Source organism: Rhodanobacter lindaniclasticus, assembly GCF_004799035.1.
GTDB classification, from domain to species: domain Bacteria; phylum Pseudomonadota; class Gammaproteobacteria; order Xanthomonadales; family Rhodanobacteraceae; genus Rhodanobacter; species Rhodanobacter lindaniclasticus.
Genome location: NZ_MWIO01000016.1, coordinates 46,427 through 60,876, shown reverse-complemented (window position 1 = coordinate 60,876; position 14,450 = coordinate 46,427). Strand labels below are relative to the sequence as shown.

Genomic DNA, 14,450 nt, shown 5'->3' with positions numbered 1-14,450 from the left:
GAGTCCTGTTTACATTCTGGAGACCACCCATGACGACCCCGGCAGTCGCCACATGCCCCTGACCTCTCCCGACATCCGCAGCGCCCGGTATCCGCTGGGCGCGCGCATCGCGCTGGTGCTGGCACTGGCGCTGGCGTTCGTGCTGCTGACTGGGCTGGTCGACGGCGGCGTGGGGGTGACCACGGCGCAGTTGCTCAAGCAGCCGCGGTTCCCGCTGGCCAATGCGCTGCCCGGCCTGCTGCTGGCCGGCGCGCTGCTGGCGTGGACCCGCCGTGCCTGGCTGTCGTTCGGCCTGGCGTTCACGCTGCAAGGGCTGGTCTACGGCGTCAACGTGCTGAAGGTGGCCAACCTCGGCACGCCGCTGCTGCCGGACGATTTCCGCATGATCGGCCAATTGCGCAAGGGCGGCATGCACCTGCTGGCCGGCTACCTGCCGCACAGCCCGTGGCCGTACCTCGCGTTGCTGGCGGCGCTGGCGCTGGTGGTGCTGGCGTGGCGTTACGAGCCGCCGGTGGTACCGCGGCATACCGGCGGCAAGCGCCTCGCCGCCTGCGGCCTGCTGGCCGCGGCGTTCGTCAGCATGCTGGTGGGCCTGTCCGCCTGGGGCAGGATCTACAACGCGCGCGTGCTGTGGCTGGAGCCGTGGTCGGCCCGGGTCACCACCAACCATTCGGGCCTGATCAGCTCGCTGATGCTGTTCCACCTTCAATACGGCGGTGGCCACCACAAGCCCGACCGCGCCGCGGCCGAGCAGCTGATCGCGCAATCCGCGCCGGCGTTGCAACAGGTGTTGCGGCAGCCGGCGGCAACCGGTGAGCTGCCCGACATCGTGGTGGTGCAGAGCGAATCGTTCTTCGACCCGTCGATCATGCGCGGCTACGAGCACAGCAACTTCGCGCCCAACCTGCGCCGGCTCGCGCGGCACGGCAGCAGCGGCAAACTGCACGTGCCTACCTTCGGCGGCGGCACCATCCGCACCGAGTTCGAGTTCCTCACCGGCCTGTCGCTGCGCTACTTCGACAACCTGCAGTTCCCCTACCTGCAGATGAGCCACAAGTCGCTGCCCAGCCTGGTGCGCACGCTGGCGTCGCACGGCTACAGCACGCTCGCCCTGCACGGCAACGACCCGGCGTTCTGGAACCGCACCACCGCGTTCCAGGCGATCGGTTTCGACCGCTTCGTGTCGCAATCCACGTTCCCGCCCGGCGCGCCGAATGACGGCAAGTACATGGCCGACAGCGCGATGACCGACGAGATCATGACCCAGCTCAGGGACAGCGGCCCGCCGCAGTTCATCTTCGCCATCAGCATCGAGGCGCACGGCCCCTACGACATCGAGCCCGCGCACGTCGCCGAACGCGACGCGATCCCGGTGCCCGACGGCATCACCGGCCGCGACAAGCTGGAGCTGCAGACCTACCTCTACCACCTCAAACATGCCGACGCCGAACTCGGCCGGCTGGTGAAGCTGCTTGCCAAACGCGACCGGCCCAGCGTGGTGCTGTTCTACGGCGACCACCTGCCCGCCCTCAGCAACAGCTACCACATCACCGGTTTCGTCGACGGCGGCGACATGCTGAGCCAGGCCGGCGTGTGGCTGCTGGTCGACCCGAAACGGCCGTCCAAACCGCTGCAGGCCGACACCGCCTCCTGGCTGCTGCCGGGCAAGCTGCTGGCCCACGTCGGTATCCATGACGATCCCTACTTCGCCCTGACCGAACTGGTCGGCCCGCGCATCGCCGCCCTCACCGCCGCCCCCGGCGCGCCGTCGCGCCCGGAGAGCGACGAGCAGCGGCAACTGGACAAGGCGATGGCCGGCGTCGATCAATTGCGCATGGGCGGCAAGCTGGATCCGATGCTGGCCAAGGCACTGAACGCCGCCGCGGCGATGACGCAAATGGTCCACGCCACCGCGACGCCTCCGGCGGTCGAGGAACAGCCCGCAACGGCGCATTGATCCGGCATGCGGTGACGGCGTCGGCGCAAAGTGCCAGGATGCACGTTCGCCGCCATGGAAGCCGCCATGCCCGCCACCGACCCGCATCCGCCCGCATCATTTCCCGGCAGCGGCAACTGGAGCCACGCCCAGCTCAAGCTCGCCTTCGCCTTCTACTGCCAGACGCCGTTCGGCAAGCTGCACAGCCGTAACCCCGCGATCGTGGAACTGGCCCGGCTGATCGGACGTACCCCGGACGCGTTGGCGATGAAGCTGGTCAACTTCGCCAGCCTCGATCCTTCGATCACAGGCACGGGTCGCAAGGGGTTGAGCGGCGCTTCATCGCGGGACCGGGAGATCTGGGAGGCTTTCCACGCCGACTGGGAAGGCCTCGCCGTCGAGTGCGAACAACTGCGCGAGCAACTGCGACACGAACACGGCCTGAAGGCCACGGCATCGCGCGCGGTGCGCGACGACCCGGCGCTCGCCGACTACACCGGCGAAATGCGCCAAGCCATCGTGCTACAGCGCATCAAGCAGGACTTCTTCCGCCGCGCCGTGCTGGCCAGCTATCGCGGACGCTGCTGTATCTCCGGCGTCAGCGACGCGCGCCTGCTGGTTGCCAGCCACATCGTGCCGTGGCGCGAGGACAAGGCCAATCGCCTGAACCCGAGCAACGGACTTTGTCTTTCGGCGATCCACGACAAGGCTTTCGACCAGCATCTGTTCACGCTCAGCGACGAGCATCGCATCGTGCTGTCCGACCAGCTCAAGGCAAGCAAGGATGCCTTCATCCACGAGGTGTTCTGGCCCACCGAAGGTCAGCCCATCGAACTGCCCGAGCGCTTCGCGCCGAGCCATGACTTTCTTGCACGACACCGCGAAGCCACCTTCGCAACGATGGGCGATACGCAATGAGCACCAAAGCACGCAGCGTGTTTGTGTACATGTATCGGGATGCCGCGAACTACAAGGCAGGTGGTCAGCTCCTGCTCGACGGCGAGTGCTCCGAGGCTGCGGAAGCCACCATCCGCCAGCACTGCGATTCGTGGAATCACTTCGTCGCCGAGCAGGTCGACGTGCCGGTTCTGTACGCCGAGCTGTATCAGTTCAGCAACGGCCCCACCGTCGATGACATCGCCTTTCACGAATTTGAACGTCTGCGTGCGGCAACGGCGGAAGATGTAGCTTCGACCCAATCATGGGGAACGCTCGACGACCTCATCGCCCGCTTTCGGGCCGTGGAGTATTGGGATTGCACGTTGTCACCGCACTGCCAGTGAGCGCTCTTGCATCACTCGCGTAGCCAAAACCTGTTTCCCGCCAATCGCGCCCGGGTTTGCCGTTTACGCCGCCCGCACCGCCAGTTCGATCCGATAGCCCACCGCGTTGAGAGCCGCCTCGACTTGTTCCAGCTTGGAGCGGTGGCGCAGGTCGAGCAGGCGGTCGACTTGCGGCATGTGCACGCCGAGCAACCGCGCGAGATCGGCCTTGCGCATGCGCTTGGCCTGCATCGCCTGATACAGGCCCAACTTGGCCACCGCCAGCGGCGGCAGGGCGACGAGGCGCTGGCCACGCTTGGGCACACTGGGCGCCGGGATGTCACAGCGATCCTGCATGTACATCTGCAAGGTGGTCTCGATGGCGTCGATGGCTTCGCGCAGTGCCTCGTCCGGGGTGTCGCCCACGGTGGCCAACTCCGGCAGGTCCGGACAGGTGGCCATCACCGCGCCGTCGGCGCGCGTCAGCTTGATCGGGTATTTCATCGTGCCTCCTGTACGACCTCGGCGGTGCAGCGTTCGCTCATAGACCCAGATCCTTCAGGACCTTCTTGCGCAGCGGCTCGGGCATTTCTTTTGCTCCATGCGAGGGGAACACGGAAGTTCTTCCTCGGTATCGCACTATCTGGTGGCTGCCCTTGCCCGACTCGAAACTCACGCCTTGACGCCTGAGCCATCGCTGGAACTCGCTGTATTTCATCGGCCCATCCTTGTTCCGGTCGCCGGCCAGCATAGCAACATTTTTGTTGCATTCAAAAACAAACACTTGCGAGGAATCGGTCCACCAGCAAACGGAGGCTTTCGCGTTGCGTGCCCTTCGACTTCGCCGCTGCGCGGCTGCGCTCAGGTGATCGGGTCGGGACGGCTATGCGCAGGGCAAGCGGACTGGAGCGGCTGTACTCAGCGAGGACGGGTGAGGACGGGCGACCTGCGTGCGCAAAGAAAAACCCCGCCGAAGCGGGGTTTTTCGTATTGCCGCCGGATTTCCGGTGCGTTGAGCGGCAGCCCTGCCGCTCGAACGCACCGAGTTGATCCGTCGCCGCGTCGCGGCGAGGGACAACTCAGAAATCCATGCCGCCCATGCCGCCCATGCCACCGCCCATGCCGCCGGCGCCGTGGCTGTGCTCTTCCTTCTTCGGCAGCTCGGCGACGATCGCCTCGGTGGTGATCGCCAGGCCGGCGACCGACGCGGCGTGCTGCAGGGCCGAGCGGGTGACCTTGGTCGGGTCCAGGATGCCCATCGCCACCATGTCACCGAACTCGCCGGTGGCCGCGTTGTAGCCGAAGTTGCCCTTGCCTTCCTTGACCTTGTTGAGGATCACGGACGGCTCTTCGCCGGCATTGGCGACGATCGCGCGCAGCGGCGCTTCCAGCGCGCGGCGGGTGATCGCGATGCCCAGGTCCTGGTCGGCGTTGTCGCCCTTCAGGCCCTCGACCGCCTTCAGCGCGCGGATCAGCGCCACGCCACCGCCGGGGACCACGCCCTCTTCCACCGCAGCGCGGGTGGCGTGCAGGGCGTCTTCGACGCGGGCCTTCTTTTCCTTCATCTCGATCTCGGTGCCGGCACCGACCTTGATCACGGCAACACCGCCGGCCAGCTTGGCCACGCGCTCCTGCAGCTTCTCGCGGTCGTAGTCGGAGGAGGTCTCCTCGATCTGCGCCTTGATCTGGCCGATGCGCGACTGGATCTTCTCCGCGTCGCCGGCACCGTCGATGATCGTGGTGTTTTCCTTGGTGATCACCACGCGCTTGGCGCGGCCGAGGTCGTTGATGGTGGTCTTCTCCAGCGACAGGCCCACTTCCTCGGACACGACCTGGCCGTTGGTCAGCACGGCGATGTCTTCGAGGATCGCCTTGCGACGGTCGCCGAAGCCCGGCGCCTTGACGGCGGCGACCTTGACGATGCCGCGGATGGTGTTGACCACCAGGGTGGCCAGCGCCTCGCCCTCGACTTCCTCGGCCACGATCACCAGCGGCTTGCCGGCCTTGGCGACGGCTTCCAGCACGGGCAGCAGCTCGCGCACGTTGGAGACCTTCTTGTCGTGGATCAGGATGTACGGGTCATCCATCTCGACCTGCTGCGAGGTCTGGTTGTTGATGAAGTACGGGCTGAGGTAGCCGCGGTCGAACTGCATGCCCTCGACCACGTCCAGCTCGTTGTCCAGGCCGGAACCTTCCTCGACGGTGATCACGCCTTCCTTGCCCACCTTCTTCATCGCGTTGGCGATGATGTCGCCGATGTCGGTGTCGGAGTTGGCCGAGATCGTGCCGACCTGGGCGATTTCCTTGTCGTTGGCGGTGGGGTTGGAGAACTTCTTCAGCTCGCCGACGGCGGCCACGACGGCCTTGTCGATGCCGCGCTTCAGATCCATCGGGTTGATGCCGGCGGCCACGGCCTTGAGGCCTTCCTGGATGAACGCCTGCGCCAGCACGGTGGCGGTGGTGGTGCCGTCACCGGCCACGTCGGAGGTCTTGGAAGCGGTTTCCTTGACGATCTGCGCACCGAGGTTCTCGTACTTGTCGGCCAGCTCGATCTCCTTGGCGACGGACACGCCGTCCTTGGTGATCGTGGGCGCGCCGAAGCTCTTCTCGAGCACCACGTTGCGGCCCTTCGGGCCCAGGGTGACCTTGACCGCATTGGCCAGGGTGTTCACGCCCTTCAGGATGCGGGCGCGGGCGTCTTCGCCGAAACGTACTTCTTTGGCTGCCATAATTTTTTTGCCTCAAAAAAATTGAATAGGTAAAGGAACGGGTTTCGAAAGCGTTGCGGAAAGGAGCCGAAGGCGACTGGCGTGCGCGCTCTTGTTCGCGCTCAACCAGTCAGAGCCCATCACCCCTCGATCACCGCCACGATGTCGTCTTCCTTCAGGAACACGAGCTCTTCGCCGTCGATCTTGATTTCCTGGCCGGCGTACTTGCCGAACAGCACGGTGTCGCCTTCCTTCAGCGACATCGGACGCACCTTGCCGTCGGCCATGATCAGGCCGGTGCCGGCGGCAATGACCTTGCCGCGGGTGGGCTTCTCGGTGGCGCTGTCGGGGATGACGATGCCGCCGGCGGAGATGCGCTCTTCTTCGAGACGCTTGACGATGACACGATCATGCAGCGGACGCAGTTTGCTCATGGAAGGACTCCGATGTCGTTTTTGAGGTGGAACAAGGCTTTCAGGACCCCGATCCGGCGATCTTGTTAGCACTCGGGGTAAGTGAGTGCCAATTTTAGCGACACAAGCCGCCGCTGCAAGACGTTCGAACCGGAACGTACAGCTAATTGGGTGGGTGGGTACGGCTTTCAAGGGGCGGGCGACGTGCCCGGGACCGGGTGCGCCCGGCGGCTCCGCCGGTTAGGCTGGCCGGCATGCCCGACACCGTCTTGCTCTGCTATTGCACCTGCCCCGACCGCGACAGCGCCGGGCGGATTGCCCGGGCGCTGGTCGACGAACGGCTGGCCGCCTGCGTCAGCGAGGTCGCCGCGGTGCGTTCGACCTACCGCTGGCAGGAAGCGGTGCACACCGATACCGAGGAACTGCTGCTGATCAAGACCACCGCCGCCCGCCTGTCGGCGCTGGAACGTCGCCTGCTCGAACTGCATCCCTACGAGGCGCCCGAGTTGATCGCCGTGCCGGTGGCGCAAGGTCACGCCGCCTACCTCGACTGGGTGCGCCAGCACAGCCGGGGCTGAGCAAACCTTCCCCCGGCGCGGTCAAATGAAGCACGCCACGGCCCGGCGAACCGGCTGCGCCATAATGGGCCGCTGCCCGCGCGCGGGCCTCATGTGTTCCGGAGTCGTGATGCGATCGTTGTTCGTCGGCCCGATGTTTGCCCGCCTGCTGCTGGGCGTGGGCCTGCTGCTTGCCGCCCTGCCCGTCTTCGCGCAGGAAACCGACGGGCTGTTGCCGGTCACCGAGGCCTACCAGCTCAGCGCCGACGCCGGCACGCCCGGCGTGCTGAAGCTGCACTGGAAGATCGCACCGGACTACTACCTCTATCGCGGCCGCATGAAGTTCAAGGCCGGCGACGGCGTCACCCTCGGCGAGGCGCAACTCCCCGACGGCACGAAGCACCACGACGAATACCTCGGCGACGTGGAGACCTACCGCCACACCATCGACGCCAGCATTCCCTACACCGTCGCCGCGGGCACCACCCGACTGAAGCTCGGCGTGCAGTACCAGGGCTGCCACGAGGTCGACCCGAAGATCTGCTACCCGCCGCATACCGAGCAGCTGGATCTGGCGCTGCCCACCGCCGCCGGTGAATCGACTGCGGCAGCCGGTTCGCTGGGCGCGGCGCTGGGCCGGCTCGGCCGCGGCGGTTCCGCCGCGTCCGCCGGCACGACGCAGGCGCCGCTGCCGCCCGAGCAGGCGTTCCGCTTCGACGCGCTGGCGCAGAGCCCGCAGCAACTGCTGCTGCGCTGGACGATGCCGCCGGGCTATTACCTGTATCGCGATCACACCACGCTCAAGCTCAAGGACGCCGACGGCGCACGCCTGGACACGCCCGCGTGGCCTGCCGGCGTGCGCCATCAGGACCCGCAGTTCGGCGAAGTCACGGTGTACTTCGACCAGGTCGAGGTACCGGTGGCGCTCACCGGCGCACCCGCCGGCCCGGGACCGTTGACGCTGGAGGCGACCTTCCAGGGCTGCCAGGACGGCGGCCTGTGCTACCCGTTGATGACACGCACGGTGCAGCTCGATGTCGGCAGTGGCGCGATCGCCACCGGCACGCCGACCAGTACTGCCAAGGAACTGCCACCGGTCGCCAACGGCGGCCCGCTGCGCACCAGCTTGTTCGCCGCACTGGCGCTGGCGCTGGGTGGCGGACTGATCCTCAACTTGATGCCGTGCGTGTTGCCGGTGCTGTCGATCAAGGCGGTCGGCGTGCTGGAGAGCGGCAGCAGTCCGCAGGCACGTCGCCACCATGCCTTGTTCTATACCGCCGGCGTGTTGTGCAGCTTCGCCGTGCTGGGGCTGGGCATCCTCGCCCTGCGCAGCGCCGGCCACGCGCTGGGCTGGGGCACGCAGTTGCAGCAACCGCTGGTGGTCGGCGTGCTGGCCTGCGTGATGCTGGCGGTGGGTCTGTCGATGTCCGGCGTGGTGCAGTTCGGCACGTCGCTGGGTAACACCGGCGCGGGCCTGGCGCGGCGCGCCGGTCCGGCGGGCGACTTCTTCACCGGCGTGCTGGCGGTGGTGGTGGCCAGCCCCTGCACCGCGCCGTTCATGGGCGGCGCACTGGCCTATGCGTTTACCGCGCCGATGCTGTCGGCGCTGCTGGTGTTCCTGGCGCTGGGCGTGGGCCTGGCGCTGCCGTTCCTGGCGATCGGCTTCGTGCCGGCGGTGGCGCGCTGGCTGCCCAAGCCGGGGCGCTGGATGGAAACGCTCAAGCAGGTGCTGGCCTTCCCGATGTACCTCACCACCGCGTGGCTGGTGTGGGTGCTGGCCAACCAGCGTGGCGCCGACGCCGTGGGCCTGGTGCTGGTGGCGATGGTGTTGCTCGCGATGACCCTGTGGTGGTTCGAGCGCAGCCGCTCGCGCGGCATGATCAGCAAGCTGGCGGTGGCCATGCTGGCGATCGCGACGCTGGTGCCGATGAGCCTGCTCAGCCAGGTACCGCCGCCCTCGGCCGCGGCCCGCACCATCGAAGGCGTGGTGCCTTACTCGGCCGCGAAACTGGCCGCGCTGCGCCAGGCGGGCACGCCGGTGTTCGTGGACATGACCGCCGACTGGTGCGTGACCTGCAAGGCCAACGAGCACACGGTGCTCGACACGCCGCGCTTCCGCAACCTGCTGCAGCGCACCGGCGCGGTCTACATGCAGGGCGACTGGACCGACGTGGACCCGGCGATCAGCGCCTTCCTGGCGCAGTACCACTCACCGGGCGTGCCGCTGTACGTGGTGTTTCCGAAGGATGGCGGCCCCGGCCGGCAATTGTCGACCGTGCTGACCCCCTCGATGGTCGAGCGGGCACTGACCGACGCGGCTCGCTGATGCTCGATCGCACCTCCGGCGTGATCCTCTCGCTGGCCGTGCTGGCCGCCGTGCTGGGTGGCGGCCTGGCCCAGTACCGGCGCCACCACCCAACCCCCGCCATGCCGGTCGTCGCGCCGGGCGAATCGACCATGATCGGCCAGCCGCTGCCGTCGCTGACACTGGCGGATCTGGATGGGCGGGTGCATGCACTGGACGAGTACCGCAGCCGCCGCCTGTTGATCAACTTCTGGGCCAGCTGGTGCGGCCCGTGCCTGCAGGAGATGCCTGCGCTCGACGATGCCCAGCGCAAGTTCGGCGATCAGGGCGTGATCGTGCTCGGAATTGCGATGGATCAGGCCGATCACGTTCGCGCGTTTCTGGCCGACCAACCGGTGAATTATCCGATTTTGCTGGGCAGTCTGGACGCGCCAAGCACGTCGCTGCAACTTGGCGATGAGGCCGAGATCCTGCCGTTCAGCGTCCTGATCGGCGCCGATGGGCGCATTATCGCCTCCCATGCCGGCATGCTCTCCCCGGCTCTGCTGACCCGGTGGCTGGCACCGGTCCAGGGCACCCACTGAGCCCTTGCCAACATACGCCAGCGCAGGGGGATCGCCATGGTTCTCCGCTGAACATCGCCGAACTGCCGCGAACTGGACAACATCGAACGAGACGCGCACACTGCGCCGGGTTCCGGGGCCTCCGGACGCAACTCGGGTGGTTTCGTGGCGAAGATCCTGGTCCTGCACGGACCCAACCTCAACCTGCTGGGCGCGCGCGAGCCGCAGATCTACGGCCGCGAAACGCTGGCCGGGATCAACCAGAGTCTGGCCGAACGCACCCAGGCGGCGGGCCACGAGCTGCTGTGGTTCCAGTCCAACGCCGAGCATGAGCTGATCGGTCGCGTGCACCAGGCGCGCGACGACCGTACCGCCTTCATCCTTTGCAATGCCGGCGCCTTCACCCACACCAGCATCGCCCTGCGCGACGCGTTCGCCGCGGTGGCGATCCCGTTCATCGAGGTGCACCTGTCCAACGTGTTCGCGCGCGAGCCGTTCCGCCACCACTCGTACCTGTCCGACCTGGCGCTCGGGGTGGTCTGCGGCTTCGGCAGCGCCAGCTACGCGCTGGCGCTGGACGCGGCAATGCAGCGACTGCAAGCGCCCACCCCGGCCGACGCCTGAGCGCCGGCGACACCCGTTTCCTTCCAGCCGCCCCGGTGGCGGCATGACTGACCAAAGGCTGATCCGATGGATTTGCGCAAAATCAAGAAGCTGATCGACTTGCTCGAGGAATCCAACCTCGCCGAACTGGAGATCAAGGAGGGCGAGGAAGTCGTGCGCCTTTCGCGCGTACCCAAGGGTGCCGCACCGATGGTGGCCGCCGCGCCGGCCGTCGCTCCGCAGGCGGCAGCGCCCGTTCCGGTCGCCGCCGCTCCCGTGGTCGCCGCGCCCGAAGCCGCGCCCGCCGACACCCTGCCCGCCGGCAACGTGATCAAGGCGCCGATGGTCGGCACCTTCTACGCCTCCGCCTCGCCGGGCGCGCCCGCCTTCGTCAAGGTCGGCCAGCAGGTCAAGGTCGGCGACACCCTGGGCGTGATCGAGGCGATGAAGATGTTCAACCAGATCGAAGCCGAAGTCGCCGGCACCGTACAGGCCATCCTGATCGAGAACGGCCAGCCCGTGGAATTCGACGAACCGATGTTCGTGATTGCGTGATTCGGCGGGGGGCACGGAACGGGGAACGGAGAACGGAGGAGAGCCAGCCGCTGCGGCATCGCGCTCGTCCCCGTCCACCGCTTCCACGCTCCCGCTCCCTGCTCCTTCGGAGCTTCCCATGCTAGAAAAAGTCGTCATAGCCAATCGCGGCGAGATCGCGCTGCGCGTGCTGCGCGCGTGCCACAGCCTTGGCATCAAGACGGTCGCGGTGCACTCCACCGTGGACCGCAACCTGAAACACGTCGGCCTGGCCGACGAGGCGATCTGCATCGGCCCGGGGCCGTCGGCGGACAGCTACCTCAACATCCCGCGCATCATCGCGGCGGCGGAGATCACCGACGCCCAGGCCATCCATCCGGGCTACGGCTTCCTCTCCGAGCGCGCCGACTTCGCCGAGCAGGTGGAGCAGTCCGGCTTCATCTTCATCGGGCCCACCGCCGACGTGATCCGCCTGATGGGCGACAAGGTCGAGGCGATCCGCGCGATGAAGGCGGCCGGCGTGCCCTGCGTGCCGGGCTCCGGCGGGCCGCTGGGCGAGGATGTCGACGCCAGCATCAGGATCGCGCGCGAGATCGGCTACCCGGTGATCATCAAGGCCGCCGGCGGCGGCGGTGGCCGCGGCATGCGCGTGGTGCGCACCGAGGCGCACCTGGGCAACTCCATCGTGATGACCAAGCAGGAGGCCAAGGCGGCCTTCGGCAACGATCAGGTCTACATGGAGAAGTTCCTGGAGAACCCGCGCCACGTGGAAATCCAGGTGCTGGCCGACGGCCAGGGCCACGCGATCCACCTGGGCGAGCGCGATTGCTCGATGCAGCGCCGCCACCAGAAAGTGGTGGAGGAAGCGCCGGCGCCGGGCATCACGCCCGAGCTGCGCGCGCAGATCGGCAAGGTCTGCGTCGATGCCTGCCTGCGCATCGGCTACCGCGGCGCCGGCACCTTCGAGTTCCTGTTCGAGAACGGCCGCTTCTACTTCATCGAGATGAACACGCGCATCCAGGTCGAGCACCCGGTGACGGAGTTCATCACCGGCGTGGACCTGGTGCGCGAGCAGTTGCTGATCGCCGGCGGCGAGAAGCTGTCGATCCGCCAGGAGGACATCGAGATCAACGGCCACGCGATCGAGTGCCGCATCAACGCCGAGGATCCGGACACCTTCATGCCCAGTCCCGGCACGGTGAGGCGCTTCGAGGCGCCGGGCGGCCCCGGCGTGCGCGTGGACACCCACCTCTACGACGGCTACCGCATCCCGCCGAACTACGATTCGATGATCGGCAAGCTGATCGTGCACGGCCCGGATCGCAAGACCGCCATCGCGCGCATGCAGCTGGCGCTGGCCGAAACGGTCATCGAAGGCGTCAAGTGCAACATCCCGCTGCAGCAGCGGATCATGGCCGACGTCGGCTTCCAGCAAGGCAGCCAGAACATCCATTACCTCGAGAAGCGGATGGCCGAGCAGAAGGAAAAGGCCGCCGCCGGCGCGGCGGAGAAGTGAGCGACGGAAAGTGAGCAGAGGGGAGGCGCGCGCCTCGCGCCTCTCCCCTCCGACACACCCGCCCGGCTCCCGCACTTCCCTCACCTCCCAACTCCCCACTCCTCGCCCATGCCCTTCCTCGAACTCTCCCTGATCGTCCGCACCGAGCAGCAGCCGCGCGTGGAAGAAGCGCTGGAGGATCTGGGCGCGCTGTCGATCACCCTGCGCGATGCCGACGCCGAGACGCCGGACGAGCAGGCGATCTTCGAGCCGGGCGTGGGCGAGCTGCCGCTGTGGCCGACGATCACGCTGGATGCGCTGTTCGACGAGCGTGCCGACCGGCGCGGCCTAGCCGCGGCACTGGGCGACCTGTTGCCGTGGCTGGAGCCGGATCAGCTGAGCTTCCGCGACGTCGCCGACCAGGACTGGGAGCGCACGTGGATGGACCAGTTCAAGCCGATGGCATTCGGCCGCCGGCTGTGGATCTATCCGTGGAACATCGAGCCACCAACCGGCGACGACAGCGTCGTCGTGCGGCTCGATCCGGGCCTCGCCTTCGGCAGCGGCACCCACCCGACCACCGCACTGTGCCTGGAATGGCTGGACGGGCTCGACCTGCAGGGCAAGACGATCACCGATTACGGCTGCGGTTCCGGCATCCTGGCCATCGCCGCGTTGAAGCTCGGCGCCAGCGCTGCGATCGGCATCGACAACGATCCGCAAGCACTCACCGCCTCGGCCGACAACGCCGGGCGCAACGGCGTGGTCGATCGCCTGACGCTGTTCCTGCCGGAAGATCACCCCGGCGACGCCACCGACGTGTTCGTGGCCAATATCCTCGCCGGGCCGCTCGACGCACTGGCGCCGACCTTCGCCGCCGCGGCAAAACCCGGCGCGCCATTCGCGATCTCCGGCATCCTCGCCGGCCAGCAGGACGAGTTGCTGACGCGTTACGCGGAATGGTTCGAGGACTTGCGCGCGGACCTTCGCGACGACTGGGTGCGTATCAGCGGGCGTCGTCGCCACTGACGCCGGCGCTGCGTCCGCATGCTCCGGACAGCCTGTTAAGCTTGCGCGATACCGGTTGAAGCGGCGACGCATGTATACCCAATGCCCCGAATGCCTGTCCGTGTTTTCGCTGGATGCACAGACGCTGGCGAAGGCACACGGTCACGTAGTGTGCGGGCATTGCAACGCCAGCTTCGGCAGCCTGGCCACGCTCACCGAACAGCTGCCGCCCGAGCCGTTCGTCGAACTGGCCATCAACGAGCCTGCGCTGGAGCCGCCGCTGCTGGACCTGGTGGTCTATCGGCCGCAACCCGAGCCGGAGGTGGTGGCGATCGAGCAGCCGGCCAGCGCGCTGCCCGACGATTTTTCCCGGCTGGTGTTCGCGCCGCGCTTCGCCCGCGAGCCACGTGGTCGCCGACCCAGGCACGCGCACGGAAAACCCCATCGCATGCGCGCCGCCTCGGGCGAACGCAACTGGCCGTGGGTACTTGCCTGCGGTGTGCTGACGCTGCTGTTGCTGGCGCAACTGGCCTGGGCCAAACGCGACGCCCTGATCCGCGATCCGACCGCAGGCAGCTGGTTGCGCAGCAGCTGTGCCGTGCTGCACTGCCGGCTGCCACTGGTGGCCGCGCCGGAGCGCCTGCGCCTGCTCGCCAGCAACGTGCAGGCGCATCCCAGCGTGCCGAACGCCCTGATGATCAGTGCCAGCGTGCGCAACGACGCCAGCTTCGCCCAACCCTATCCGGTGGTGACGGTGACGCTGTCCGACGCGCAGGGCCAGCGCCTGGCCATGCGCCGGCTGCAGCCGGCGGAGTATCTCGACGATCCTGTGACCTTGCGCCAGGGCCTGGCACCTGGTGCCGTGGCCGTGCTGTTGCTGGAGGTCAAGGATCCCGGCGACAAGGCCGTCGCGTTCGAGTTCGGCTTCGAATGAACCACGCCGGCAGCGCGTGGATCGACGGCCCACGAAGGCCCGACCCATCCGGCGCAAACGGCATGTTGTCCACCAGACAAACGTGACGAGACCGATACGACTGGCCACGAACACGAAGCCGGGGGGACACGG

15 protein-coding genes are annotated in these 14,450 nt (G+C 67.4%); 11 read left to right on the top strand and 4 right to left on the bottom strand.

What is annotated here, in order from left to right; genetic code table 11:
* The first annotated feature begins 52 nt into the window (after window positions 1–52).
* The 3 genes from B1991_RS05890 (at window position 53) to B1991_RS05880 (ending at window position 3,219) form a co-directional block, all read left to right on the top strand.
* Complete coding sequence (locus B1991_RS05890) at window positions 53–1,957, top strand: LTA synthase family protein (RefSeq protein WP_136257786.1); 1,905 nt, start codon at window positions 53–55, stop codon at window positions 1,955–1,957.
* Between the two features lie 66 nt (window positions 1,958–2,023).
* Entirely contained in the window at window positions 2,024–2,854 is an 831-nt protein-coding gene (locus B1991_RS05885) for an HNH endonuclease (RefSeq protein ID WP_136257785.1), read from the top strand.
* Window positions 2,851–3,219 (top strand): hypothetical protein, encoded by a 369-nt coding sequence (locus B1991_RS05880; RefSeq protein WP_136257784.1) that lies wholly within the window; start codon window positions 2,851–2,853, stop codon window positions 3,217–3,219. Before B1991_RS05885 ends, B1991_RS05880 begins: the two co-directional genes overlap by 4 nt.
* A gap of 63 nt (window positions 3,220–3,282) precedes the next feature.
* Here the strand turns inward: B1991_RS05880 and B1991_RS05875 are convergent, their stop codons facing one another.
* The 4 genes from B1991_RS05875 to B1991_RS05860 form a co-directional block, all read right to left on the bottom strand.
* A complete protein-coding gene (locus B1991_RS05875) occupies window positions 3,283–3,702 on the bottom strand; it encodes a type II toxin-antitoxin system HicB family antitoxin (RefSeq protein ID WP_136257783.1) in 420 nt (139 codons plus the stop codon).
* A 37-nt stretch (window positions 3,703–3,739) separates the two neighbouring features.
* The gene (locus B1991_RS05870; protein WP_136257782.1) at window positions 3,740–3,916 is read right to left on the bottom strand and encodes a type II toxin-antitoxin system HicA family toxin; all 177 of its coding nucleotides are present in this window, start codon (window positions 3,914–3,916) and stop codon (window positions 3,740–3,742) included.
* 361 nt (window positions 3,917–4,277) lie between these two features.
* Window positions 4,278–5,927, bottom strand: a complete 1,650-nt coding sequence (groL, locus tag B1991_RS05865; RefSeq protein ID WP_136257781.1) for a chaperonin GroEL — start codon at window positions 5,925–5,927, stop codon at window positions 4,278–4,280.
* A 119-nt stretch (window positions 5,928–6,046) separates the two neighbouring features.
* A complete protein-coding gene (locus tag B1991_RS05860; RefSeq protein WP_136257780.1) occupies window positions 6,047–6,340 on the bottom strand; it encodes a co-chaperone GroES in 294 nt (97 codons plus the stop codon).
* A 233-nt stretch (window positions 6,341–6,573) separates the two neighbouring features.
* Here B1991_RS05860 and cutA point away from each other — a divergent pair, with 233 nt between their 5' ends.
* The 8 genes from cutA to B1991_RS05820 all read left to right on the top strand — a co-directional run bounded on the left by cutA (window position 6,574) and on the right by B1991_RS05820 (window position 14,318).
* The gene (gene cutA / locus B1991_RS05855) at window positions 6,574–6,897 is read left to right on the top strand and encodes a divalent-cation tolerance protein CutA (protein ID WP_136257779.1); all 324 of its coding nucleotides are present in this window, start codon (window positions 6,574–6,576) and stop codon (window positions 6,895–6,897) included.
* Between the two features lie 109 nt (window positions 6,898–7,006).
* Window positions 7,007–9,202: a protein-disulfide reductase DsbD family protein gene (locus B1991_RS05850; protein WP_136257778.1), complete on the top strand. Its 2,196-nt coding sequence runs from the start codon at window positions 7,007–7,009 to the stop codon at window positions 9,200–9,202.
* Window positions 9,202–9,765, top strand: coding sequence for a TlpA family protein disulfide reductase (locus B1991_RS05845; RefSeq protein WP_136257777.1), 564 nt, complete (start codon window positions 9,202–9,204; stop codon window positions 9,763–9,765). The genes B1991_RS05850 and B1991_RS05845 overlap by 1 nt, the downstream gene beginning before the upstream one ends.
* Window positions 9,766–9,909: 144 nt before the next feature.
* Complete coding sequence (aroQ, locus tag B1991_RS05840) at window positions 9,910–10,368, top strand: type II 3-dehydroquinate dehydratase (RefSeq protein WP_136257776.1); 459 nt, start codon at window positions 9,910–9,912, stop codon at window positions 10,366–10,368.
* A gap of 66 nt (window positions 10,369–10,434) precedes the next feature.
* Window positions 10,435–10,902: an acetyl-CoA carboxylase biotin carboxyl carrier protein gene (gene accB / locus B1991_RS05835; RefSeq protein WP_136257775.1), complete on the top strand. Its 468-nt coding sequence runs from the start codon at window positions 10,435–10,437 to the stop codon at window positions 10,900–10,902.
* 118 nt (window positions 10,903–11,020) lie between these two features.
* Window positions 11,021–12,397 (top strand): acetyl-CoA carboxylase biotin carboxylase subunit, encoded by a 1,377-nt coding sequence (gene accC / locus B1991_RS05830; protein WP_136257774.1) that lies wholly within the window; start codon window positions 11,021–11,023, stop codon window positions 12,395–12,397.
* Window positions 12,398–12,505: 108 nt separating this feature from the next.
* Complete coding sequence (prmA, locus tag B1991_RS05825; protein WP_136257773.1) at window positions 12,506–13,405, top strand: 50S ribosomal protein L11 methyltransferase; 900 nt, start codon at window positions 12,506–12,508, stop codon at window positions 13,403–13,405.
* Between the two features lie 70 nt (window positions 13,406–13,475).
* Entirely contained in the window at window positions 13,476–14,318 is an 843-nt protein-coding gene (locus B1991_RS05820) for a zinc-ribbon and DUF3426 domain-containing protein (RefSeq protein WP_136257772.1), read from the top strand.
* The last annotated feature ends 132 nt before the right edge of the window (window positions 14,319–14,450 follow it).